Here is a 23,363-nt window from a genome sequence, read left to right on the forward strand (position 1 = left end):
AGAAAATTAGCCTAAGTAAAACCATCAGTTCTCTGGTGGTTTTTTATTGATGCAGATTTTCTACCTCAAATTTTCAGTCTCAATACAGAATTATGAAACAACATTTGGATTTAAGACTGAAAATTCAAAGCAATTCTAGGTACAATACCTGATAACAGACAGGCACTTATAAACTGTCATTTTATTATTCTGGCTACGTATTCGAGGCGAATGTGTCATCTATCACTGACGTATCAACCCATGCACTAACTCAAGCACAACAACGGATTCAACACGATTTAATGACTGCTTTGGAAGCCTTTTCCATTCCGGAACCGTTAAAGTCGGCAGTACATCATGCCGTAATGCTAGGAGGAAAACGGGTACGTCCAGCACTCTGTTATGCCACTGCCGCATTAAAACCAAATCAGAATAATGCTGCGGTACGCCGTGCCGCAGTTGCGATCGAGTTTATTCATTGCTATTCGCTAGCCCATGATGACCTGCCATGCATGGACAATGACTTGTTACGTCGTGGTCAGCCAACCTGTCATGCTGCTTTTGGTGAAGATACGGCTCTTCTGGCAGGTGATATTTTGCAATCTATGGCGTTTGAAATTCTGGGTAGTCGTCTGTTTGATCAGGGGCCTGCAGTAGAGCCAGCGATTGTCTTGAAGCAAATGCAGATTCTGGCGACTGCTTCCTCGAAAATGGTCAATGGTCAGGTACTGGATTTACAAGCCGAAGCCAAAAAAATTGATCAGGAAGCATTGGAAACCATTCACCGTAATAAAACCGGTGCTCTGATCAGTGCAGCGATTATGATGGCAGCGGTAACCATCTTTGAAGGGACTGATGTGGCGATTCCAAAACTGCGTGAATTCGGGCAAGCGATTGGTCTAGCTTTCCAGGTACAGGACGATATTTTGGATATTATTTCTGATACAGAAGTGCTGGGTAAAACGGCGGGCAAGGATGAACAAGTGGAGAAGTCAACTTATCCTGCATTGATGGGTTTAGAGCAAGCCCAAGACTATGCACAGCGGTTACATGATCAGGCGATGACTGCACTGAATCATTTTGAAGGGCAAGCCGATGACCTGATGCAGATTACCCAGTTCCTGCTGACACGTAAAAGCTGATTTGAATAAACTAATCTTCCTGAAATCAGCTTAAAACAAGCATAAAAAAGAGGACTTAAAGTCCTCTTTTTTATATGTATATGGAATTATTTGCTTTCATTATACAGACGTTCTGCCTGTTCAAAGCGTGTGGTAATTTCAGCTGTTGGCGCTTTGCCTAATAGACTCACAACCACAATCGCAATCCATGAACAGATAAAGCCTGGAATAATTTCATAGATACCGGCTGGAATAAAGCCAAGACCTGTTCCGCCAATAGTATTCTTCCACAGAATCACCATACATGCGCCAACGATCATACCTGCCAAAGCACCATTCAAGGTCATACGTTTCCAGAACAGAGACAGAATAATCAATGGACCAAAAGCAGCGCCAAAACCAGCCCAGGCATACGCCACCAGACCAAGCACTTTAGATTCAGGATTACCAGCCATCCAGATCGCCAGTAAAGCAATGAGAAGTACCATCAAACGACCGACCCACACCAGCTCTTTTTGTGAAGCATTTTTACGCAGAAATGATTTATAGAAGTCTTCAGTCAAGGTACTTGAACAAACCAGTAACTGACAGCTAAGCGTACTCATTACTGCAGCGAGAATGGCCGCTAGAACTACACCGGCAATCCATGGATTGAACAGGATTTTAGTCAGTTCCATAAATACGGTTTCAGGATTGGCATTCACCACAGTAGCGATTTCCGGATGTTGCTGAAAGTAGGCAATACCAAAGAAACCTGCAGCTACTGCGCCACCTAGACAAAGTGTCATCCAGGTCATCCCGATACGACGTGCATTCGGAATCGACTTCACTGAATCGGCGGCCATAAAACGTACTAAAATATGCGGCTGACCAAAATAACCCAAACCCCATGCCATTAAGGACAGGATTGCGATGGTACTTAGATCACCGACCAGGTTCATGGCCTGTGGGCGTGCGGCTTCCAAAGCGAGCGTAACTTGTGACATATCTGAAAAAGTCAGAATGGTTACAATTGGTGTGAGGAGCAGGGCAAAGATCATCAGGGTTGCCTGAATGGTATCGGTCCAGCTGACTGCCAGGAAACCGCCGATAAATACATAACTGATCGTTGCAATTGCACTGATCCAGAGTGCCGTATTATAAGACATATCGAACATGCTTTCGAATAGACGTGCACCTGCCACCATGCCTGACGCACAGTAAATCGCAAAGAAAATCAGAATGACAAATGCAGAAACCACACGCAGCACTTTTTTCTGATCGTTAAAGCGGTTCGAGAAATAGTCCGGTAGGGTCAGGGCATTGTGCTGGACTTCGGTATGGACCCGTAAACGGCCCGCAACTAGCAGCCAGTTCAGCCATGCACCGATAATCAGACCAATCGCAATCCACATTTCAGACAGGCCAGAAAGATAAATTGCGCCTGGTAAGCCCATCAGCAGCCAGCCACTCATGTCGGAAGCCCCTGCAGAAAGTGCAGTTACGAAACTACCTAAACGTCGGCCCCCTAAGATGTAATCGGAAAAGTTGTTTGTCGCGCGGTATGCCATCAGGCCGATCACGACCATGCCGACAATATAAAAAAGAAAGGTAATTAAGGTTGGATTTAGGGAGCTCATACGGTATCCATTTTTAAGTTGGACAGTAGATCGAAACAAGGATTTTGACAGATGCGAAAGACTTTAATCCGAAAGCCAAGCAACATCGAATCCAGAGGATTTCAAAAATAAACGCGAAATTTAACCATAAATTCACAATCTTTGCTGAGATTTTCTTATTTTGAAAGAAAATAGGCAACCAATTGGCTGCCTATTGTGAAGTATCTCTGAAATTTAGTGACGTCCCATCACACCGCGAATGGTATTCAGCACATCGGCAGGCAAGACCACAGTCTTGGCATTTGGAGACTTGGCCATATCCTGCATGGCTTTGACATATTGTTCACCCAACAGATAAGCCACAGGAATTTCCTTGTCGCCAATTGCCTGACTCACCATATCAATCGCACGTTGGGAAGATTCTGCCAGTACGACTTGTGCTTCTGCATCACGACGTGAAGCTTCCAGACGACCATCAGCTTCCAGAATGGCGGCCTGTTTTTCACCATCCGCTTTAGTCACGGTTGCACGACGTTGACGCTCTGCAGCTGCCTGTTCTTCCATTGCAGTCTGCATGGTTACAGAAGGTTTAATGTCCTGAATTTCAACCGTCTTTAAGGTGATACCCCAGTCTGAAATATCATCAGAAATGCTGGACTTTAAACGTGCCTTGATATGATCACGTGAAGATAAAGCATCATCCAGATCCATTTCACCCACGATTGAACGTAGCGAAGTTTGTACCAGGTTCTGAATTGCCCATGAGTAGTTCTCAATCCCGTATACCGCTTTTTCTGGAGTTGTCAGGTTGATATAAGCTACCGCATTCATCAGCAAGACGGCGTTATCACGGGTAATTACTTCCTGCGAAGGAATATCCAGAACAATATCTTTGGTGGTGACTTTATAAGCCACTTCATCTACATAAGGAATGACAAAATTCAGGCCAGGATTGAGTGTGGTGTGATATTTACCTAGACGTTGCACGATCCATTTATAGCCTTGTGGAACAATCCGTACACCTTTAAAAATGGTAATCGCAACAAAGGCCAAGAACGCAATAACAATGATAGTGCCAGCAGACATAATTTATTCACCTTTTTCGTTTTGATATTGAGTGCTGTGGGGCTGTACAACCAGGTCATTTCCCAGAATATCGACAACACGGACACGATCTCCAACCTGAACTTTATCCAGAGCGCGGCAATCCCATTCATCCGAGCCTAAAACAGGCAGCGGAAAACGGACCCGGATCTGATCCTGTTCAAGATCGGTCTGGATCACCATGCCAATTTGGCCAATAGTGGCTTCGCGCGACAGGCCGGCTTTGGTCTTGTCGATAGAAAGCGGCTTGATAAACTTGAACCAGAGCAAGGTACAAAGAACAGACAGGATGATCCAGGTCAGGATCTGGGTGGTCAGTCCCATCATCGGGAACATCCAGTACAGAATGCCAACCATAATGGCACCAATCCCGAACCAGAGGGCAGCAAAAGCGGGCAGTAGTAATTCTGAAAGAATAAGAAGTATTCCCAATACAAACCAGTGCCAAGGTTCAAGAACTAATTCCATATCGTGACCTATAGTGCTAAGTATTTAATTAATCATCATCTTTATATGATTTAATTCCAATGTAGCAGATGCGGCAGCAGATGAATATAAAAAAGTTCTGATTAAAATTTTGCCGGTCGTGCAGGCTTGAATGCAGCCGGAGATTGCCTAAAATCACTGATGGCTTTTTCAATTGAACGGATTTTTAATTGCGCAGCTTTTTCACCTTCGAGAATGGTTTCATTACTGGCTTTTAAATCCAGTGTGCCGATATGGCCTACTTTAGGCTGGATTACAATATTGGCCTGACTGAGTTCTTCATTGATGCTTTGCTGACCCATGATATTAATCGTCTGATCCAGTACGCCCCACATGTTGAGCGCTTTATTGCTGTCCGGACGTGCAGAAATATCTACGGCAATAACAATATCAGCTCCCATATCTTTGGCCGTTTTTACCGGAATCGGGCTAACCAGACCGCCATCGACATATTTTGTACCGCCAATCACAGCAGGTACAAAGACATTTGGAATACTGCAAGAGGCACGCACGGCTTGTCCGGCATTGCCTTTGATAAAGTCAGCTTTACGGCCATTGTCTAGGCGGGTTGCCACCGCCGCGAAGCGAATCGGGAACTGTTCAATTGGTTTATTCGCCACATTTTTATTGACGAAATCCTGCAGTTTCTGTCCGGCAATAATTCCTTGGCGGTTCAGGGTTAAATCACGAATATCGGATTCTTTAAAGTTCAAGGCGATTTGCTGCAACTGAAAGGGAGATTTGCCGCTGGCATATAGACTGCCTACGAAACTCCCGGCACTGGTTCCAGTAACAATCTTCGGTTTGATGCCATGCGATTCGAGGACTTTAAGTACCCCGATATGGGCAAAGCCTTTGGCACCGCCACCACCGAGAGCAATAGCTACCACAGGTTCACGAGCCTGAAGAGGAGTAGAGGGTGCTGGGGTTTTAGTAGCTTTATCACATGCTGCAAGGCTTAAGCCCAAGCAGCCAATCAGAGCATAACGGGCTAATTTCATTATAAAAAAACTGGCGATTAAATCAACAAAATTCAGGCTATCACATCAAAAAAAGCCAGTTTTGCCTAGTCTTTTTTCAAAAGCTTTTGTAACGGCCTGGCGACCCAATCCGGATTTTTGGCCGAAAATTTACCTTCATAATGCTTATAGATCTGTTCCAGATCATATTCATAATCACCTGTCAGGTGATATACACCGAGGATATGAATGGTCTTGATGTCATAGTCAAAGGAAAACATCACGATCGGTAAATTGGCTGCCTTGGCAATATGATAAAAACCGCTGCGGATTTTTTCTGGCGCCTTGCGAGAACCTTCCGGTGCCATACCTACCCAGATCCGATCTGTCTTATTAATCACATCAACAATTTGTCGGGTGTGACCTTGCGGTGTATCGCGTACTACAGGAACTACACCGATCCATTCCAGAATGGGTTTAAGTGGAGTACGAAACAGGCTGTCTTTACCAAAAATCGTAATCTGAATACCCAGACCAAGCAGGGCATTAAAGCCTAACCAGGCATCGATATTTGAGGTATGCGGGGAAATAATTGCCACTGCTTTAGGCAGGTTAGGGAATTCGCCTTTAAGCTGCCAGCCCTGAGCCAAAAATAGCTGTTTAAACAGGGTCTGGCTCAGTTTACCTCCGCGGGAGGGAACCAATGGAGGGAGTCTGGGGAAACGTGTTGTACTCATCAATGTCTCATCCTGAAACTTATTTTTCTTTATTTTTGATCATATTAGACTGTTGTAAAATCCGGATCATTGGCAAAATGTATAGCGATGATGGATGCTTTTAGCATTTTTACCTTAAGGGCCTGCGTTGAATATGCGGAATACTTATATTTTATTGTTTTCCCTATATTGGGCACAGGGGCTTCCGGTCGGGTTTATGACCCATGCCTTACCGGTCATTCTGCGGGCTGAAGGCGTATCTCTGGCACATATTGGTGGCTTTGGCCTGCTCATGCTGCCATGGTCGATTAAAATCTTCTGGGCACCTTTAGTTGATCGCCATGGATCAAAAGCTAGAGGTCATTATCGAAGCTGGATTATTCCTTTGCAATGGCTTTCCGTCTCTGTACTGATTGGACTGTCCTTCTTGCCGATCCAAGCCTTAAACCAGCCGCTGTACCTGCTGATCTTTTTTGTCACGTTGTTAGTGATGAATGGGATTGGTGCTACTCAGGATATTGCCACGGATGGACTGGCAGTCAATATTTTAAAAAATGAACAGCAACACTGGGGTAATACCTTTCAGGTGATTGGTTCCCGCTTGGGCTTTATTGTGGGAGGCGGGGCAATCCTGTGGTTACTCGACTTTTTGCATTGGCAGATGACCTTTTTACTGCTGGCAGTTCTGGTCTTTCTGAATACTTTACCGGTGTTATGGTTTAAAGAACCAGATCATCAAAAGATGATTTCTTCATCACCTGAGAAATTACCTGCTCGGACTAGAATTAAAGCTTATTTTCAATATTTTTTAGCTGATTCTACCTTGGCGACATGGCTGCTGGTTTTACTAACCTTTAAAGTGGCGGATGGTCTGTCTGGGCCATTATTAAAACCTTTGATGGTCGATTTGGGACTGAGTTTTGGTCAGATTGGTATTTATGTCACCATGCTCGGCGCTTTTGCAGCGTTGATTGGCGCAGGGCTAGCAGGCTGGTGTTTGAAATACTGGTCGCGCAGTTGGAGTTTAATGATTTTCTCTATTCTGAAAATACTCAGTCTAATCGCTTATGCTTGGCTGGCTGCACGATATGAAGCCCAGAACAAAGTAGAAAACTGGATCATTTATCTTATCAATGCTGCTGAAGATATGGTATCGGCCATGCTCTTAGTGGTTATGCTGACCTTGGTGATGCAATACAGTCGCAAGCATCTGGCAGGGACGGATTTCACCTTTCAGGTCGCCTTGATGGCAACTATAAGCGGGGGACTTTATAGCCTGAGCGGGCTACTAGGGGATGCTTTAGGTTACCAAAACTATCTAAATTTGATCGTAATTATCGCGATTTTTTGCCTGATTCCTATTTTCCGATGGATGAAAGTAGCGAAAAATATTTAAAATCTCTTATAAATAAGTAAGTTAATTGACTCTCCACCTAAAGTATTAAAAAGAATATATAAATATTTTTTTAATAATTTTGTAATATAGGCGTCGTGTGTATTATTTGTAACAAAATAAGTTAAAGGATTTTTTAATGAAAACTAAGTTAGCAACAGCAATCGCACTCAGCCTTTTAGCGGGGACTACATTTGCAGCACCAACTTTCTATGGTGAAATTGACGTAACTGCAGATTACCTACCTGAAGACAATGTAGGTAAGAACCGTGACGTTGTAGAATTAAATAGCAATAATTCATTCATCGGTATTAAAGGTGATGAAAAACTGACTGACCGTTTAAGCGCACTTTATCAAGCTGAATTAACCTTCTATACAGATGATGGTCAGGGTGGCGAGGGTAATGATACTTTTGTACCGCGTAATATCTTTGTTGGTTTAAAAGATGAAAAACTGGGTGCTTTAAAAGTAGGTAAAATTGATACGCCTGTAAAACAGCTTTCTGCGGTTGTAGATACTTTTAATAACTATATTGATAATAAAGCCGATGTCGCAGGTATTTTTACTGGTGAAAACCGTATTGATAACGTTGTAGTTTATGAAGCTCCAGCTCTTGCGGTAGGTGAAGGTAAACTTAAAGCGACTGCACTATTAGCAACTGGTGAAGCGAGTGGTGTATCTAAATCCAATGGTGGTTCTAAAGTTGCAGGCCGTGGTTTAGGCGATGCATGGTCAGCATCTGTAGTCTATGACAGCAAACCTGTAGTTTTAGGTCTTGGTTATGACAAAGCGATTCCATCAAACTTTGCAGGTCGTGGTTTTGTAAATGCTTCTGCTCCGGAAGTAACAGGTGGGGTAGCAGGTAGTGCATTTGCTGCAGCGAACACTATTCGTGCGATTGGTCGTGTAAACCTTGATGGTGGTCTGTCTCTACGTGCTTTATACCAAACTTCAGAAGTTGAAGGTGTTGCAGGTAATGATGCTGCAGCTGCATCTATTGATGATGCACAAGGCTGGTTAATTGGTGCAGAATACAACCTGCCAAATGCAAAAAACTGGACAGTAAAAGGTCAATATAGCCAGAACACGACTGAATTTACTACTGCTAAAGCTGATTATGAAGCACAACAAATTATTGTTGGTGCAGACTATGCTTTCTCTAAACAAGTCAAAGCTTATGGCTATGCAGGTTATCTAACACTTGAACAAGGTTCATTAGAAACTAAACAACCAGTGGTTGGTACAGGCGTCGAATACAAGTTCTAATTTTAGAGCAAAAAAAGCGGTGCTTCGGCATCGCTTTTTTTATGCCTGAAACAACAAAACTTAGCAATTTTAGGTCTAACCCTGAAAGTTCCCAGCTGTTACCATGACAGAAAACCTTCTATTCCTTTTTAAATTATGACCATTCAAGCTGTTCTATTCGATCTCGACAATACCTTGACGCACCGTGACCTGACGACACAGGCCTATAGCCGTTATCTGGCAGAATATTATGCTTCGGCACTAGCACAGGTTGAACTTGAGAAAATTATTGAGATTGTGCGACGCGTAGACAATGGCGGTTATCCGAAAAAGGAATTGCTGACTCATGGCAGTATTGGCGCTTCAGCTGCATATGCATTATTGCAGGAATTATCTTGGTTAACTCCACCAGATCTAAAGGAGCTAGCGCAGTTCTGGTTTAGCCAGTTTGGACGTTTCGCCGTAGAGATGCCGCAAGCAGGGCAAGTATTAAAACAGCTTAAAACTGAAGGTTATCGCTTGGCGATTGTGTCCAATGGCGGACATGATACCCGATTAAATACCATTCGCGGTTTAGGTATTGCAGATTATTTTGATGAGATTGTCAGTTCAGGATTGGTCGGCTTTAATAAACCGCAACCGGAAATTTTCCAGATTACCGCAGAGCGTTTAGGCGTGCAGCCAGAGAAGTGTCTATATATTGGCGATCATCCTGTTAATGATGTTCAAGGTGCAACAGCCGCAGGTATGCATGCTTTGTGGATGCAAGGTTTTCATCCGGATGCCGATTATATTCAATACAAGATTCAGCAACTACCAGAAATCTTTGATCATTTGCAACGGCTTAAGCAGCTCTAAGTAATCCGATGGCTATTCATGGCTTTTGCCCATTGGTGAGAGCGACAGCGCGGACAAGTCTGTGCTGCTTCTTCTAAATGCTGGACTTGACCGCAATAGATACAGGCATAAAGCTCTTCTGGCTTAACTTCTTTGACTATGCGGCAGGATTTAGGGAAAAGCGGGAGCCCATGCCGAACATCATCTGGATGGAAATATAGAATACTGAATTTACCGTCAGTTTCCAGTAAACCTAAGCGCACCTGACCCAAATGTTCAATGCCTTGCTGACGCATCTCAGCAAAGAATTCATCATGAGACATTTTGCCTTTTTTAATTTCATCAATGACCAGTAAACCATCTTCCACAATATGAATCGGTTTGCCTTCGAGCAGGTCTTCAAACCATTGAAATTTCATCATGAGCCAGGTGGTCAGACGATACAGGAAAATGATCACCGACATGATCAACGCCGCCTGGATCAGGGGAAGATCTTCTGTAAACATCGGATCGCCGGCAATGGAACCCAAGGCAAGAATGATGGTGACTTCAAAGATCGAAAGTTGTCGTACCCCACGTTTACCTGTCAGCCGCAGAAACAGGATAATCATCGCGTACATCACTACACAGCGCAGCAAAATCTCTGTGGCAAATTCCCAGGTCGTATCATTTATAAATATGGTGGCCCAGTCCATTGTTATTATTCCAGATCACTCTTTGTTCCGAGTCTAGCAATCTCGACTGTTAGTTTGCTGCTGTAATTGTGTAAGTTTTTGAATAAAAATAAATTATGTTTTTTAAATGTGATCGCTATAAGTAAAAGATATAGCGATTTTGAGAAAATAAGATAGATATTTCATGTAAATATTGATTGATTATTCAATAGATTAAATTTGAACCAGTTCACATTTTACTCTGTGTGACTTTTAATCAGCATAAATAATATCCTGCTGAAATATATCAAGATAAAATCTGAGCAATTTCCTTGGAATAATGAGAACTATTTAATGATTTGTAATCAAATAACTTGATACTTATAAATTTCTGTATGTTGTGCCCTGAAAAATATAGCGATTAGATCAAGCTAAAAATCTGTTTTTTAAATTAAAAAAATTGATTTTGACTTCCAAGAAAGGATGTATTGTGAAAAAGATATTCACGCTTTTAACGGTTATGGGCTTAAGTACAGCAGTATTTGCAGATGCAGACTGGAACTATACTCAGCCTGAACAATGGTCGACTCTAAACCAGAAATATTCAGCCTGTAATGGACTGAACCAGTCACCGATCAATATTGAGCGAACAGTCAAAGCTGAATTGGAACCGCTCAAGTTTAGCTATAACACCATGATTCACGCAATCGAAAATAAAGGTCATACCGTTCAGGTAGACTTTGCTCAAGGCGGAGAATTGCAGCTGGATGGTGAAACTTTTGTGCTGAAACAGTTTCATCTGCATAGCCCAAGTGAGAACCTGATTAAGGGCAAGAGCTATCCTCTAGAGATTCATTTTGTCCATGCCAATGCTCAAGGGGAACTTGCTGTAGTGGCGATGATGTTTGAGCAGGGTACAGAAAATCCGATGCTTAAACGTATGTGGAATCGCTTGCCGAAAAAGCAAGGTGAAAAAGTCGTCTTGAAGAAACCGCAACCTGTAAATGAGATGTTGCCTAAGAATCTGGATTATTACCGCTTTAGTGGTTCGCTGACCACACCACCATGTTCTGAAGGTGTGCGCTGGTTAATTCTGAAAGAAATCCAGCAGGCCTCTGCGACACAGATTTCAGAATTTTCCAAGTTAATGGGCCATCCAAATAACCGTCCAGTGCAGTCTTTAAATGGCCGTGTTGTACTGGAATAATAAAGAGCCGCGTGAAAAAAGCAGACTTAGTTCTGCTTTTTTTAATTCTGATACAAATTTCAATAGCCTAAGGTGAAAAGAACTTTGTGGCGAAAGCTGAAAGAATTAATATAGATAAGATTTCCTTGGGTCTTTCTGCTGCCATGCTCTTTGACTTAAAAACCATGATCCAACCATTCACAGCGCTTTCGCCACAGCAGAAGAAGCTGGATCGTTTGATTGATAAAATCGAACAGCAGAAGTTGGAGTTAAAAAAATGGCAACAGGCTGAAGAAGACCTACAGCAATATACGCATAAAACTTTCATGCCGGTCTATCATGAATTGCATGGTGTTCTGTTTGAGCAGCTTGAACAGCTCTGGACGCATTTACAGGAAACAGATTTCACCAAGACCGAGTTGATAGTGCTGGATGAGAAGATTCAATACCTGGCAGATTATCTGCAAGATTCTCAGGCAATGTCAGCGCAAGAAATCAATAAGGTGAATGAAATTTTCACTTATTATCAGCAACGTGCCGAACATGCTCAATTCAGAAAAAGCCAAAAAAAGACTAATGAACTAGAAAGATTCTTTGAGAATGAAAATGTCCCAGATCCGGCAGATGCTGAGAGATTTGAAGAATGGGCTTCTGATCATTTTCAGCAAATCCGCGAGCAGGCCAAACTAAAACGCCAGCAGGAAAAACAGGAGCAGGCAGCGGCGATGGCAGAGCAGTCAGTGAAATCGGTATATTTAAAGATTGCTGCGGCGATTCACCCTGACCGTGAAGCGAATGATGTAAAAAAGATTAAAAAGACAGAATTGTTGCAACGTGCCAATGAGGCCTATGCAGAACAGGATTTGTTTGCCTTACTAAAAATGCAGCTTCAGATTGAGCAAGATCGAGATCCTTCGCAAAAGAGTTTAAGTGCAGAGCAAGTCAAGCTATATCAACTGGCTTTGGATGCACAAAGCCAGAAATTACAAGAACAGATTGATACCTTGCTCCATAGATTGGTCTGGTCATCGAAAACCAGAATTGCAGTAAAAAAAGCAAAGGGAAAAGTTCAAATTGCTGATCTGTATAAGCAAATTGATGAAGATACTTCTACTATAAAGCAGCAGATTAAAGTAGAAAAAGAACGCCTGATGTATATTAAAAAGGTGAGTGGATTAGAGATATTTTTAAGGCATGGGATGCTTTAACTTAATTAGAATTACCTCTCCCTAACCCTCTCCTAGGAGGAGAGCGGACGGATGTGGTGTTGGAGGATTTGTGGAATATGTGTAGTGAATTAAAGCAAACCTCTCCCTTGCGCAGCAGTGCTGCTCATCTCCTAAGAGGAGAGGGAATTCCATTATGTATCATATAATAAGAATTATATTAAGAAGAAATAAAATGAAAATAGAACCCCAATTATTAGAATTCGCAAAATCCATGCGCCACACCGCCACCGATGCAGAACACCTCATGTGGCAACTGCTTCGTGCCAAACGTTTTATGAATCTGAAATTCCGTCGTCAACATGTGATTACACCTTATATTGTAGATTTTTACTGTCATGAAATTAGTTTGGTTGTTGAGTCAGATGGCGGTCAGCATGGAACGGATGATGCAAAAGAATATGATGTTGAACGGACTAAGTTTTTAGAGGCTTTAGGTTTAACGGTCGTGCGCTATTGGAATCATGATGTGTTGGGGAGGACGGATGTGGTTTTAGAAGACTTATGGCAGGTGTGTTCACAACTGAAAAAAGGATGAGTAATGAAGGCTCCTTTTCCCTCAGGGAGAGGGCTAGGGTGAGGGTAGAATTTATAATGAAAGAAATTTAAAAGCACCTCTCCCTAACCCTCTCCTAAAAGGAGAGGGAACTCCATTTTGAAATCCATGTAGGCATTAAATCAAATGACGCTCCCTCTCCCTATGGGAGAAGGCGGGGAAGAGGGTTTCTAAAATAAAAGCACCTCTCCCTAACCCTCTCCTAAAAGGAGAGGGGAATCCATTGTGAAATTCATACAAGAATTAAATCAAATAACGCTCCCTCTCCCTATGGGAGAGGGCTGGGGTGAGGGTTTGAACTATGAAAAAAATTATCTTTAAGTGACGGTCTAGCCTTTTGATAAATAATAGAAAAATGTATTATCACAAGGAGTTATGTTATTTGGATAATTAAATGGAAAATTTTTTCTTGGAATTACAAGAATTTAATCCTTTAGACATTGTAGAATTATTAGATAAAAGAAAATTAAATGATAGTTCAAAAAAAGGCGAAATTTGGGAAATCACAAATGAGATCAAACCAATTGATTTATTTTGCTATTTATCAGCAAAATATGGTGATCCCAATGGAATTTTAACAATATTAAAAAATGATGATTCAGATAATTTAATTCATTGGGATTGGATGTTAGATTCCCCTAAAGGACTAGTTCATATTCAAGGACATAATTTCAGAACAGAAATACATGTTAGTGGTGAAGTTATCGAGTTAGGACTAAATAAGTTCGACTTCATTAGCCAAATCAAAGGAGATTTTAAAAATTATGGACAAGGTATATCTATAACTAAAAAGTCATTGGAAAAATGGACTGAATTTATTAATCCGTATTATCGTATTAAGTCTACGATTGAACAAAGTTTTATAAAGTTAAATGAGCTGAATTTAAACTTAGAGCAAGATCGTATAGATTTAAAGATCACTCAAAATCAATTGGAGTTTGAGGAAGTTAAAGAAAAATGGACACAAACACTTCAAAAATATGATTTTGCAGTTGGGCAAGTCTTTGGTTTAAGAGCTATGTTGCCTGTTATGGCAGAATCTTTTGTAAATTTCTTATTATTTATATTAGCTAAGCCTGAAATTAAATCAAATGACAGACTCTATCAAACTACTCTTAGACAGCCTATAGATATTAGAGTTCAATCATTGCATTTAAATTGTAATGGATTTTCATCTAATGTTGATTATACAACAGAGGAGTGTAAAAGGTTTCATACTTTGATGAATGAAAGGAATGATTTACTTCATGGGAATGTAATTGTTAATAAACAAGCATTTGGCAGCGTATATTTTGATAATAAAATGCCTATTTTTGAGGAATATGAAGATTTTTGGGAAAAGAGTATAGGTGTTTCAATTCGAACGATGAATATAGCGTCTATTTATGATGAATACGAAGTTGTGAAAAATTTTATAAACTATATTTTGAGTAAATTAGATGTAAAAATTAGACCGCAAATTGAACATCTTTTAAGTACTGCTAGATTAGGATTTAATGAAAAAAATAAACGTGTTGGAATACTATTTCCTCCTTATTTGGTAGATATGAGAGTCCCGTTAGCTAAAAAAGAAAGGGCTGAATAATCAGCCCTTTATACTACAAATTAGATCAAACTAACAACACATTAAAGCGCCGCAATTTGCTCCATATTCGCTTTAATCTTCGCTAACTGATCAGCAAACTCAGCAAGTTTTACTTTCTCGCCTTCAACCACAGCAGCAGGGGCTTTTGCCACAAAACCTTCATTTGCAAGTTTAGTTGCAATTTGGTCATGCTGCTTTTGAACCTTGTCTAAGTCTTTTTGTAGGCGTCCCAATTCCGCTTTCGGGTCAATCAGACCTTTCATTGGAACGAATACAGATACGTGACCAACAACAGAAGAAGAAGACAACGGTGGTTGTTCGCCATCAGCTAGGAAAGTGATGCTTTCAACTTTCGCCAATGCTTTAAATAACGCTTCGATGCGTGTGATCTGTGCTTTTTCCGCATCAGTCGTGTTTTGAAGAAGAACAGGCAACAAACGAGCATTACCTAAGCCCATCTCACCACGGATGTTACGTACAGCACCGATCAAACCTTGTAGCCATTGCATGTCTGCTTCAGCCTGTTCGTTGATCTTCGCTTCATCTGCAACAGGGTACTGAGCCAGCATGATAGTCTCGCCAGAGATCCCCAGTTTAGGAGCAAGCGTTTGCCAGATTTCTTCAGTCAGATACGGCATGATTGGGTGAGCAAGACGTAAAGACGCTTCCATCACAGCCAATAATACGCGACGAACTTCAGCTTTACGCTCTTCAGATACGCTTTCATCATTCAGAACCGGTTTGGTCAGCTCGACATACCAGTCACAGTATTCATTCCAGATAAATTCGTAGATCGCTTGAGCAGCAAGATCAAGACGGTAAGTCGCGAATGCTTGCTGAACCGCTTGTTCTGCTTTTTGCAGACGGCTTACGATCCATTGTTCAGGCAATTCCCACAGATCAGGACGTGCAGTTTGACCAACGGTTTGACCTTCCACGTTCATCATCACGAAACGTGTACCGTTCCAGATTTTGTTGGCGAAGTTACGGTAACCTTCAACACGTTTCATGTCGAACTTGATGTCACGGCCAGTGTTGGCAAGTGCACAGAATGTGAAACGAACTGCGTCAGTACCATAAGCCTGAATACCTTCAGGGAATTCTTTACGGGTAGATTTCTCAATCTTCGCAGCCTGTTTTGGATTCATCAGACCGAAAGTACGTTTTTGTACCAAGGTTTCCAGATCAACACCGTCAATCAGGTCTAATGGGTCAAGTACGTTACCCTTAGACTTAGACATCTTCTGACCTTCGCCATCACGTACCAGACCGTGTACATACACAGTTTTGAATGGTACTTGTGGTGTGCCATCTTCATTTTTCATGAAGTACATGGTCAGCATGATCATACGTGCAACCCAGAAGAAGATGATGTCAAAACCTGTCACCAATACATCTGTTGGGTGGAATGTATTTAAGAAGTAGTTTTCTTTGTCTTTTGCTTCATCGCCAGTCCAACCTAAAGTTGAGAATGTCCAAAGACCTGAAGAGAACCAGGTATCCAGTACATCTTCATCCTGTTTCAATTGAACATCGGCAGGGATGTTGTTTTTCGCACGAACTTCAGCTTCGTCACGACCAACATATACGTTGCCTTCAGCATCGTACCAAGCAGGGATACGGTGACCCCACCACAATTGACGCGAGATACACCAGTCTTGGATGTTGTTCATCCACGCCATGTACATATTGCTGTACTGTTCAGGAACGAATTTGATGCGACCGTCTTGAACCGCTTCAATCGCTGGTTTCGCCAGTGGCGCGATTTTCACATACCATTGGTCAGTCAGTAATGGCTCAACGATCACGCCTGAACGGTCCCCGCGAGGTGGTTTCAGGGTGTAAGGTTGGATTTGATCTAACCAGCCTTCAGCTTCAGCTTGAGCTACCAGCTTTTTACGCGCTTCAAAACGCTCTAAACCGATGTAGTCTGCAGGAGCAGGAATGGTTTTAGAAATCTGCTCGCCCGCTTTTTCGATATATTCAAACTCAGCCAGAACTTCGGCATTTTTGTTGAAGATGTTGATCAGTGCCAGACCACAGCGTTTACCCACTTCATAGTCATTGAAGTCGTGCGCAGGCGTAATTTTCACACAGCCTGTACCGAATTCTTTTTCAACATATTCGTCAGCAACGATGGCAACTGTACGGCCAGTAATTGGCAATACAATATTTTTGCCGACAAGATGTGCATAACGCTCATCTTCAGGGTTGACCGCAACCGCAGTATCACCAAGTAATGTTTCTGGACGAGTGGTGGCAACGACAATATGGTCTTTGCCATCTTGAGTGCGAAGCGATTTATCTTCAAAGAAATATTTGAAGTGCCACAATGAGCTTTGTTCTTCTTTATCAGATTCTACCTCAAGGTCGGACAGGGCAGTTTGCAATTTAGGATCCCAGTTCACCAGACGTTTACCGCGGTAAATCAGGCCTTCTTCATGCAGTTTCACGAACACTTCTTTAACGGCATTGGATAAACCTTCATCCATGGTAAAGCGTTCACGTGACCAGTCTACTGAAGATCCCAGACGACGGATTTGACGGGTAATGTTACCGCCAGACTGTTCTTTCCATTCCCAAACTTTTTCGATGAACTTTTCACGGCCCAGATCATGACGGCTTACGCCTTGAGCACCTAACTGACGCTCAACAACCATCTGGGTTGCAATACCCGCATGGTCAGTACCTGGCTGCCATAAGGTATTTTTGCCTGACATACGATTATAACGAGTCAAGGCATCCATGATGGCATTGTTAAAACCATGACCCATGTGCAAGCTACCAGTGACGTTTGGCGGCGGAATCATGATACAGAATGATTCACCTTTTTGAGACGGCTTGAAGTAACCGCGCTCTTCCCAGGTTTGGTACCATTTTTTCTCGATCTCGGTCGGATCGTAGGTCGTAGCAATATTTTGCGCTGAATCAGTCATAGTCTAAACAGATCAAAAGTGGATAAAAAATTGCATCTATTGTAGCAAAAAAATCAAGCCATGCGGCAGCTTAACCAAAAGCAAACTTTCGCCAATTGGCAGTTGCCTGAACTCAACGTATGATAGGTTGATAAAAACGCGACTCATCGCAGACGATTAAAAAAAGGATAACAAGATGAGCTATAGCATTTCTCTCAAGATTCACCCCGATACCCATCAACGCTTTAAAGACCTGCATTCCCGATTTAATGCTGGCGAACAGGAAAGTCTGGCCAAACTGCTTGGTGAAAATCTGGCCGATATTGCCTGTGAAATTATTGACCAGATTTTTGGTCGTGTGGTGCAGCTCTCTAGCTCCCCAGATCAGGAATCTGAAAAAGTCATTCAACAGATTTTAGAAACCACACGCAAATATATGCCGTGGTCGGTTTCGTTTTTTGGTAATGACCGACTGATTCCCATGGTGAACTATCTGTACAAGATGACCCATGAAAATGAGGACGGATATTTTGTTCGCTATTCGGTAGAGCGCATGCTGATCACGGAACTGCTGGGCTGCGTGGAGCAGATGAAAAGTGGCAATAATCAGTATGTCTCACCGGCCTTGAAGGCTTTTATCCAAGTGGTGGATCAAGGAGTGACGCATCTGGTGCGTGAACCAAAAAAGATGCTGAAATTTAATGTGGTGGTGGATAAAACATTGAATGGTGTGATTCACCTGACCACACAACTGGGTTATAAACGTTTTGATAAACTCGGTAGCCTCTATGATGCGGATACCATGAGTTATTATTTTGAGCAGTTGCTGGCATTTCTGGAAGATGAAATGCCGCCAGGCACATATTCATATAAAGAGGGTGACAGGATTTAATGGCAAAACTAGAAAATTTACAGGGAAAAGTCGTCTGGATTACCGGAGCATCTTCAGGAATTGGTAAGGCACTGGCCGAAGAATGTGCTGCACAAGGTGCGCAGATAGTATTGACCGCACGACGTTTGGAAGAACTGGAAAAAGTCCGTACGAGACTGGTGAATCCTGATCAGCACATCTCAATCGTAGCCGATATTACTGATGAAAATCAGGTACGCACAGCCTATGAACAGGTGCTGAGTGAGAAAGGCCGCATTGATTGGCTAATCAATAATGCCGGACTCAGTCAGCGTGCCCTGATTCAGGAAACCACCATGCAGACTGAACGCGCCATTATGGAAGTCGATTATTTCTCTCAGGTGTTTTTGACCAAAACCGTTTTACCGACATTTTTAAGACAAAAATCTGGTCGGATTGCCTTTATTTCCAGTGTGGCCGGATTGCTTGGAACTCAATATCGAGCGTCTTATTCAGCAGCCAAAGGCGCGATTCATATGTGGGCGAATAGCCTGCGCGCTGAAATGGCAGATCAGGGTATCCAGGTATCCGTGATTTTTCCGGGCTTTATTAAAACCAACGTATCTTTTAACGCCTTAAATGGGGAAGGTAAACCTCAGGCCAAGCAGGATGAAGTGATTGAAAATGGCCTGGAACCGGCTGATTTTGCCCGTCAGACTATAGAAGCGTTGAAACGTGGTGAAGAATATATCGTGGTGGGTGGCTCTAAAGAAAAACTGGGCGTTCTGGTCTCACGTTTATCGCCAAAAGTATTGTATAAGATGATTCGCAAAACTAAAGTAAAATAATCTACTTGCAAGATCAAGCTGGTTGTCATCGGTTACAGGTTTATTGCTTGATAGAAATAGACCTGTAATCTGAAAATAATGTGCTCATCTTTATGATTTCTCATTTTTAAGATTTCTTATCTTGTCCAATGAATTCATCTATTTTTTTTTATCTCTTTTACCCATCTCCCATTTTCACAACATAAAACTGCATAAAAGTAGCAAAACCGCCTTCAGTATTCAGTTTTAATAAAAATGATATAAAAGATTGAGATGGGAGCATTTGCCATGAAAACGCCGGTACCGGATTACTTGAATCATGTGCTTTCTGCTTGCCATGATAATAAAAAAGGCGAATTGGCAGATTACATTCCTGAACTCGCGTCGGTTAATCCTGACAAGCTCGGACTTGCGCTATCGACCGTAGATGGAACCATCTATTCTGCCGGGGATGATGACGTTGAATTTACCATGCAGTCGCTTTCCAAGCCTTTCGCTTATGCGCTAGCCATTAAAGAAATTGGACTGGCAAAGGTACTTGAAAAAGTCGGCGTAGAACCATCAGGTGAGGCTTTCAATCAGATTTCGTTGGAAAAAGAACGCAATATTCCCAAAAACCCGATGATTAATTCTGGCGCGATTACTACACATTCCCTAATTCCTGCCAAGAAAACGGTATCACGTGCTGAACAGTTACGCCGTTTTCTTAGTGGACTGGCAGGACGGGAATTGTCTTTTGATGAGCAAGTTTATAATTCGGAAATTAAAACAGCTTTTCGTAACATGTCGATTGGTTACATGCTGCGTACTGTTGGTGTGCTGGATGAAGATCCTAAAGAAATCGTGCATGGCTATATCAAGCAGTGTGCGATTAAGGTCACCGTCAAAGATCTGGCCGTGATCACCAGTATCTTGGCTAATGGTGGTGTGCATCCCAAGACAGGAAAACGTATGCTGGATCGGGCTTTAGTCCGGCAATTACTCAGTGTCATGCTGACCTGCGGTATGTACGATGCTGCAGGGGACTGGCTGACGACAGTTGGTATTCCAGCCAAGAGCGGCGTGGCAGGGGGCATTATTGGAGTGCTGCCAGGGCAAGTGGGAATTGCGGTATTTTCCCCAAAAATTGATGAGCATGGTAATAGTGTACGTGGTGTGAAAATTTTTGAAAATCTGTCGCACGATATGGGACTGCATCTCATGGAAGGTACGCCGTCAGCACAGACCATTTTGCAAAGTCGTTACACAGTGGGGAAAAAGAATAACGTCGTGGTTTATGAACTGCGTGGCGTATTGCAGTTTACCGAGTCTGAAATGCTGCTACGGATCTTGCAGGATGAACCTGAAGGTAAAAGTACCATTATTCTCGATTTGACCAATCTCACTTTGATACATGATGTGGGTGCCCGAATGCTATTTGAAGGTGTCGAGCGTTTAAAACAGGATGGACATAAAGTGCTGGTTGTAGACTCAGAAGGTTTGCTGGATAAAGATCAATTAAAGGGTAGAAAAAGGGTGGTGGTGACGGAGGAGTTGGAGAAGTTTTTGGAGAGATTTAAATAAAGGAATGGAATTCCCCTAAATCCCCCTTTTACAAAGGGGGGACTCCATATGGATCAAATAACAATATTAAATTCGCGTGGTTCCTCTCTTTTCTAAAGGGAGGTTAGGAGGGATTTTTAATTATTTAATATGCTCAGCAATATCAGTAAAGATCACACCTAAACCATGCGCACCAGCATCCGGATAACCCAGGCTACGATCACCCACCGTACCGGCACGGCCCATACGCGCTACGATCTCTTTGGTGGATTCTGCACCTTGAACTGCCGCTTGAGCACCTAGAACAAAGTTTTCTTTAAAAGTCTTGTCAGTATTGGCAGACCAAGAATCTGCACATGGAGCCAGAGCATCAATCAGGGTTTTGTCACCAACCACAGCACCACGACCAAATGAACGCTCACCAGTCACTTGAATACCTTTGACCGCAGCTTGCAGCATCTCGGCAAAATCTGCCACGCTTAGAGTTTGTTTACCTTGAATGGCTTTACTTGCTGAACGGAAGGCAGATCCCCAGATTGGACCTGAAGCGCCACCACAATGTTCCATGATGATCATGGAGCAGTTCAGCAGGAAATCATCCATCTGTTCAGCCTGAACCAGTTCATGCCACTGGCGTTTGAGTTGTTTAAAGCCTTTAGCCACACTCATACCAAAGTCACCGTCACCTGCATGGGCATCCAGTTCACAGAAAGGCACTTCATTTTTAATGATGCAGACACTCATCACATCCACAACATAGCGCATGTTCTCGATAGTGAACTGTTCATTGGCAATCACAGCATGTTCAGGATGTGTTTCAACATCTGTATTCACTGTACGGGTAGCCGTTTGACCTTTGGCTGCAAACTCAAATGGCAGTACAGGTGAACCATCCATTTTAAAAGCAGGCGTATTGGCTTCTGCATCCAGATAAGTTTTTAGTTCATCATCCACAGCTAGTAGGGAAACTGATGCACCGGCCATGTCGATACTGGTCATGTAGTTGCCGACAAAGGTACGGTAAATTTTGATGCCTTTACTTGCCAGATGTTCACATACATCGTTATTGAACACATACAATTCTTGCAGTGGAGTCGTGCCAAAGCCATTTACCAGAACAGCCACTTCAGTTAGGTCAGGACGATCCAGAAATAGGTCATCGACAATACGTTGCGCCAGTTCTTTAGACGGCAGGATTTTTTCACGACGGATCCCCGGTTCACCGTGGATACCCACGCCGTATTCCATTTCATCTTCAGCTAAAATGAACGTTGGTGTGCCTTTGGCTGGAACGGTACAAGAGGTAAAGGCAAAACCAAGGCTAATCACATTATTCGCAGCTTTTTGTGCCAGTTCTTTAACACGTGCTAGTTCATACCCTTTAGAGGCAGCAGCACCGGCAATCTTATGCACGAAGATTGTACCGGCAACACCACGACGACCGACAGTGTATAGGCTGTCTTTTACTGCGATGTCATCAGCGACTTTTACGTAATCAACTTTGATGCCATCTTCAGTCGCTAAGGCAGCACCATTCTGGAAGTTCATCATATCGCCAGAATAGTTTTTAATAATCATCAACACGCCTTTGTCAGTCGCCACTTGCTGCAAGGCTTTATAAACCTGAATTTGTGAAGGTGAGGCGAACACGTCACCACATACGGCAGCGTCCAGCATGCCTTGACCGACAAAACCGGCATGAGCAGGTTCATGACCGCTACCCCCACCACTGATCAGCGCGACATTTTGGTGTTTTTCTTTTCGAGAAATGATTTTATAAGATTCATTAAATGCCAGTTCTGGATGTGCCAGGACAAAGCCTTTGCACATTTCGACAACGATGTTTTCAGCACCGTTCATGAGTTTCTTCATTGGAACACCAAGAGTCATTGATTTGGGAGATAAATTTATTGGTCTATTATTCATGAAAGTGATGAATTTTGCAGACTTAAAAGTGTAAAAATGAATAGTTTGGGATTGATGGGTTAGAAAAGGGGCCCATATTTGATAAATTAAATCTCTCCCAACCTCCCTTTTTCAAAGGGAGGGCCTGTCACGTAATTTATTTGTTTCTGTGGAGTCCCCCTCTTTGAAAAAGAAGGGCGAGGGGAGATTAAAAATAAAAGAGAATAAAAATGAAACCCTACAATAAAAACTTAAAGCAAGCCTCGCGTGATTTACGCAACAACCTGACAGATGCTGAAAAGTTATTATGGTCACGACTTCGGAATAAGCAAATTTTAGGTTTGCAGTTTTATAGGCAGAAGCCAATTTTAAATTACATTGTGGATTTTTACTGTCCCGCTGCTAACCTGGTCATTGAATGTGATGGTAGTCAGCACTTTACAGCAGAAGGCTTAGAAGCAGATCGAATTCGAGATGAGGCTTTGGCTCAACTTGGGTTTAAAGTGTTCAGATTTGATAATGGGCAATTGGTGGAGCAATTGGATAGTGTGGTGGAAGTGATTTATCAGTATTGTTTGAATCAGTTAGCTACTGAATCCCCCTAAATCCCCCTTTTACAAAGGGGGACTTGCCATGAATTTGATCGCGGTTTCGGATTCGTGTGGTTCCTCCCTTTTTA

General features: G+C 42.5%; 20 protein-coding genes. 12 read left to right on the top strand and 8 right to left on the bottom strand.

Annotated elements, in window-relative coordinates; all coding sequences use genetic code 11:
• The first annotated feature begins 212 nt into the window (after nucleotides 1-212).
• The gene (locus F897_RS06885; protein WP_005234498.1) at nucleotides 213-1,121 is read left to right on the top strand and encodes a polyprenyl synthetase family protein; all 909 of its coding nucleotides are present in this window, start codon (nucleotides 213-215) and stop codon (nucleotides 1,119-1,121) included.
• Between the two features lie 86 nt (nucleotides 1,122-1,207).
• Here the strand turns inward: F897_RS06885 and putP are convergent, their stop codons facing one another.
• The 5 genes from putP to F897_RS06910 form a co-directional block, all read right to left on the bottom strand.
• The gene (gene putP / locus F897_RS06890) at nucleotides 1,208-2,719 is read right to left on the bottom strand and encodes a sodium/proline symporter PutP (protein WP_005234506.1); all 1,512 of its coding nucleotides are present in this window, start codon (nucleotides 2,717-2,719) and stop codon (nucleotides 1,208-1,210) included.
• A gap of 213 nt (nucleotides 2,720-2,932) precedes the next feature.
• Nucleotides 2,933-3,784: an SPFH domain-containing protein gene (locus tag F897_RS06895; RefSeq protein ID WP_005234507.1), complete on the bottom strand. Its 852-nt coding sequence runs from the start codon at nucleotides 3,782-3,784 to the stop codon at nucleotides 2,933-2,935.
• A 3-nt stretch (nucleotides 3,785-3,787) separates the two neighbouring features.
• Nucleotides 3,788-4,270: an NfeD family protein gene (locus F897_RS06900; protein WP_004783073.1), complete on the bottom strand. Its 483-nt coding sequence runs from the start codon at nucleotides 4,268-4,270 to the stop codon at nucleotides 3,788-3,790.
• Nucleotides 4,271-4,371: 101 nt separating this feature from the next.
• Nucleotides 4,372-5,289, bottom strand: coding sequence for a patatin-like phospholipase family protein (locus F897_RS06905; protein ID WP_005234509.1), 918 nt, complete (start codon nucleotides 5,287-5,289; stop codon nucleotides 4,372-4,374).
• A gap of 65 nt (nucleotides 5,290-5,354) precedes the next feature.
• Nucleotides 5,355-5,984 carry a 1-acyl-sn-glycerol-3-phosphate acyltransferase gene (locus F897_RS06910; RefSeq protein WP_005234511.1) on the bottom strand — a complete coding sequence of 210 codons (630 nt, stop codon included), beginning with the start codon at nucleotides 5,982-5,984 and terminating at the stop codon, nucleotides 5,355-5,357.
• A gap of 133 nt (nucleotides 5,985-6,117) precedes the next feature.
• Here F897_RS06910 and F897_RS06915 point away from each other — a divergent pair, with 133 nt between their 5' ends.
• From F897_RS06915 to F897_RS06925, 3 genes are all read left to right on the top strand, one after another.
• Complete coding sequence (locus tag F897_RS06915; protein WP_005234514.1) at nucleotides 6,118-7,359, top strand: MFS transporter; 1,242 nt, start codon at nucleotides 6,118-6,120, stop codon at nucleotides 7,357-7,359.
• Between the two features lie 136 nt (nucleotides 7,360-7,495).
• Complete coding sequence (locus F897_RS06920; protein ID WP_005234516.1) at nucleotides 7,496-8,623, top strand: porin; 1,128 nt, start codon at nucleotides 7,496-7,498, stop codon at nucleotides 8,621-8,623.
• Nucleotides 8,624-8,758: 135 nt separating this feature from the next.
• Nucleotides 8,759-9,460, top strand: a complete 702-nt coding sequence (locus tag F897_RS06925; RefSeq protein WP_005234518.1) for an HAD family hydrolase — start codon at nucleotides 8,759-8,761, stop codon at nucleotides 9,458-9,460.
• Here F897_RS06925 and F897_RS06930 read toward each other — a convergent pair.
• Nucleotides 9,457-10,134, bottom strand: a complete 678-nt coding sequence (locus F897_RS06930; RefSeq protein WP_005234520.1) for a DUF421 domain-containing protein — start codon at nucleotides 10,132-10,134, stop codon at nucleotides 9,457-9,459. The genes F897_RS06925 and F897_RS06930 overlap by 4 nt on opposite strands.
• 478 nt (nucleotides 10,135-10,612) lie before the next feature.
• Here F897_RS06930 and F897_RS06935 point away from each other — a divergent pair, with 478 nt between their 5' ends.
• The 4 genes from F897_RS06935 (at nucleotide 10,613) to F897_RS06950 (ending at nucleotide 14,645) form a co-directional block, all read left to right on the top strand.
• A complete protein-coding gene (locus F897_RS06935; protein ID WP_034580851.1) occupies nucleotides 10,613-11,299 on the top strand; it encodes a carbonic anhydrase in 687 nt (228 codons plus the stop codon).
• Between the two features lie 143 nt (nucleotides 11,300-11,442).
• Nucleotides 11,443-12,486, top strand: coding sequence for a hypothetical protein (locus tag F897_RS06940; RefSeq protein ID WP_034581129.1), 1,044 nt, complete (start codon nucleotides 11,443-11,445; stop codon nucleotides 12,484-12,486).
• Between the two features lie 193 nt (nucleotides 12,487-12,679).
• Nucleotides 12,680-13,042, top strand: coding sequence for an endonuclease domain-containing protein (locus F897_RS06945; protein ID WP_034580853.1), 363 nt, complete (start codon nucleotides 12,680-12,682; stop codon nucleotides 13,040-13,042).
• Between the two features lie 412 nt (nucleotides 13,043-13,454).
• On the top strand, nucleotides 13,455-14,645 hold the full coding sequence (locus F897_RS06950) for a hypothetical protein (protein WP_005234524.1): 1,191 nt from the start codon (nucleotides 13,455-13,457) through the stop codon (nucleotides 14,643-14,645).
• A 41-nt stretch (nucleotides 14,646-14,686) separates the two neighbouring features.
• On the opposite strand, the gene F897_RS06955 is transcribed toward F897_RS06950, so the two are convergent.
• Entirely contained in the window at nucleotides 14,687-17,581 is a 2,895-nt protein-coding gene (locus F897_RS06955) for a valine--tRNA ligase (RefSeq protein ID WP_005234532.1), read from the bottom strand.
• 175 nt (nucleotides 17,582-17,756) lie between these two features.
• Here F897_RS06955 and F897_RS06960 point away from each other — a divergent pair, with 175 nt between their 5' ends.
• From F897_RS06960 to F897_RS06970, 3 genes are all read left to right on the top strand, one after another.
• Complete coding sequence (locus F897_RS06960) at nucleotides 17,757-18,452, top strand: hypothetical protein (protein ID WP_005234535.1); 696 nt, start codon at nucleotides 17,757-17,759, stop codon at nucleotides 18,450-18,452.
• Nucleotides 18,452-19,258, top strand: a complete 807-nt coding sequence (locus tag F897_RS06965; RefSeq protein WP_005234541.1) for an SDR family oxidoreductase — start codon at nucleotides 18,452-18,454, stop codon at nucleotides 19,256-19,258. The genes F897_RS06960 and F897_RS06965 overlap by 1 nt, the downstream gene beginning before the upstream one ends.
• 267 nt (nucleotides 19,259-19,525) lie before the next feature.
• Entirely contained in the window at nucleotides 19,526-20,800 is a 1,275-nt protein-coding gene (locus tag F897_RS06970; protein ID WP_005234543.1) for a glutaminase, read from the top strand.
• Between the two features lie 120 nt (nucleotides 20,801-20,920).
• Here the strand turns inward: F897_RS06970 and dhaK are convergent, their stop codons facing one another.
• A complete protein-coding gene (gene dhaK, locus F897_RS17005) occupies nucleotides 20,921-22,651 on the bottom strand; it encodes a dihydroxyacetone kinase subunit DhaK (RefSeq protein ID WP_122959127.1) in 1,731 nt (576 codons plus the stop codon).
• Between the two features lie 263 nt (nucleotides 22,652-22,914).
• Here dhaK and F897_RS06980 point away from each other — a divergent pair, with 263 nt between their 5' ends.
• Nucleotides 22,915-23,289, top strand: a complete 375-nt coding sequence (locus F897_RS06980; protein ID WP_005234554.1) for an endonuclease domain-containing protein — start codon at nucleotides 22,915-22,917, stop codon at nucleotides 23,287-23,289.
• Nucleotides 23,290-23,363 lie beyond the last annotated feature (74 nt).

The organism is Acinetobacter variabilis (assembly GCF_000369625.1).
GTDB lineage: Bacteria > Pseudomonadota > Gammaproteobacteria > Pseudomonadales > Moraxellaceae > Acinetobacter > Acinetobacter variabilis.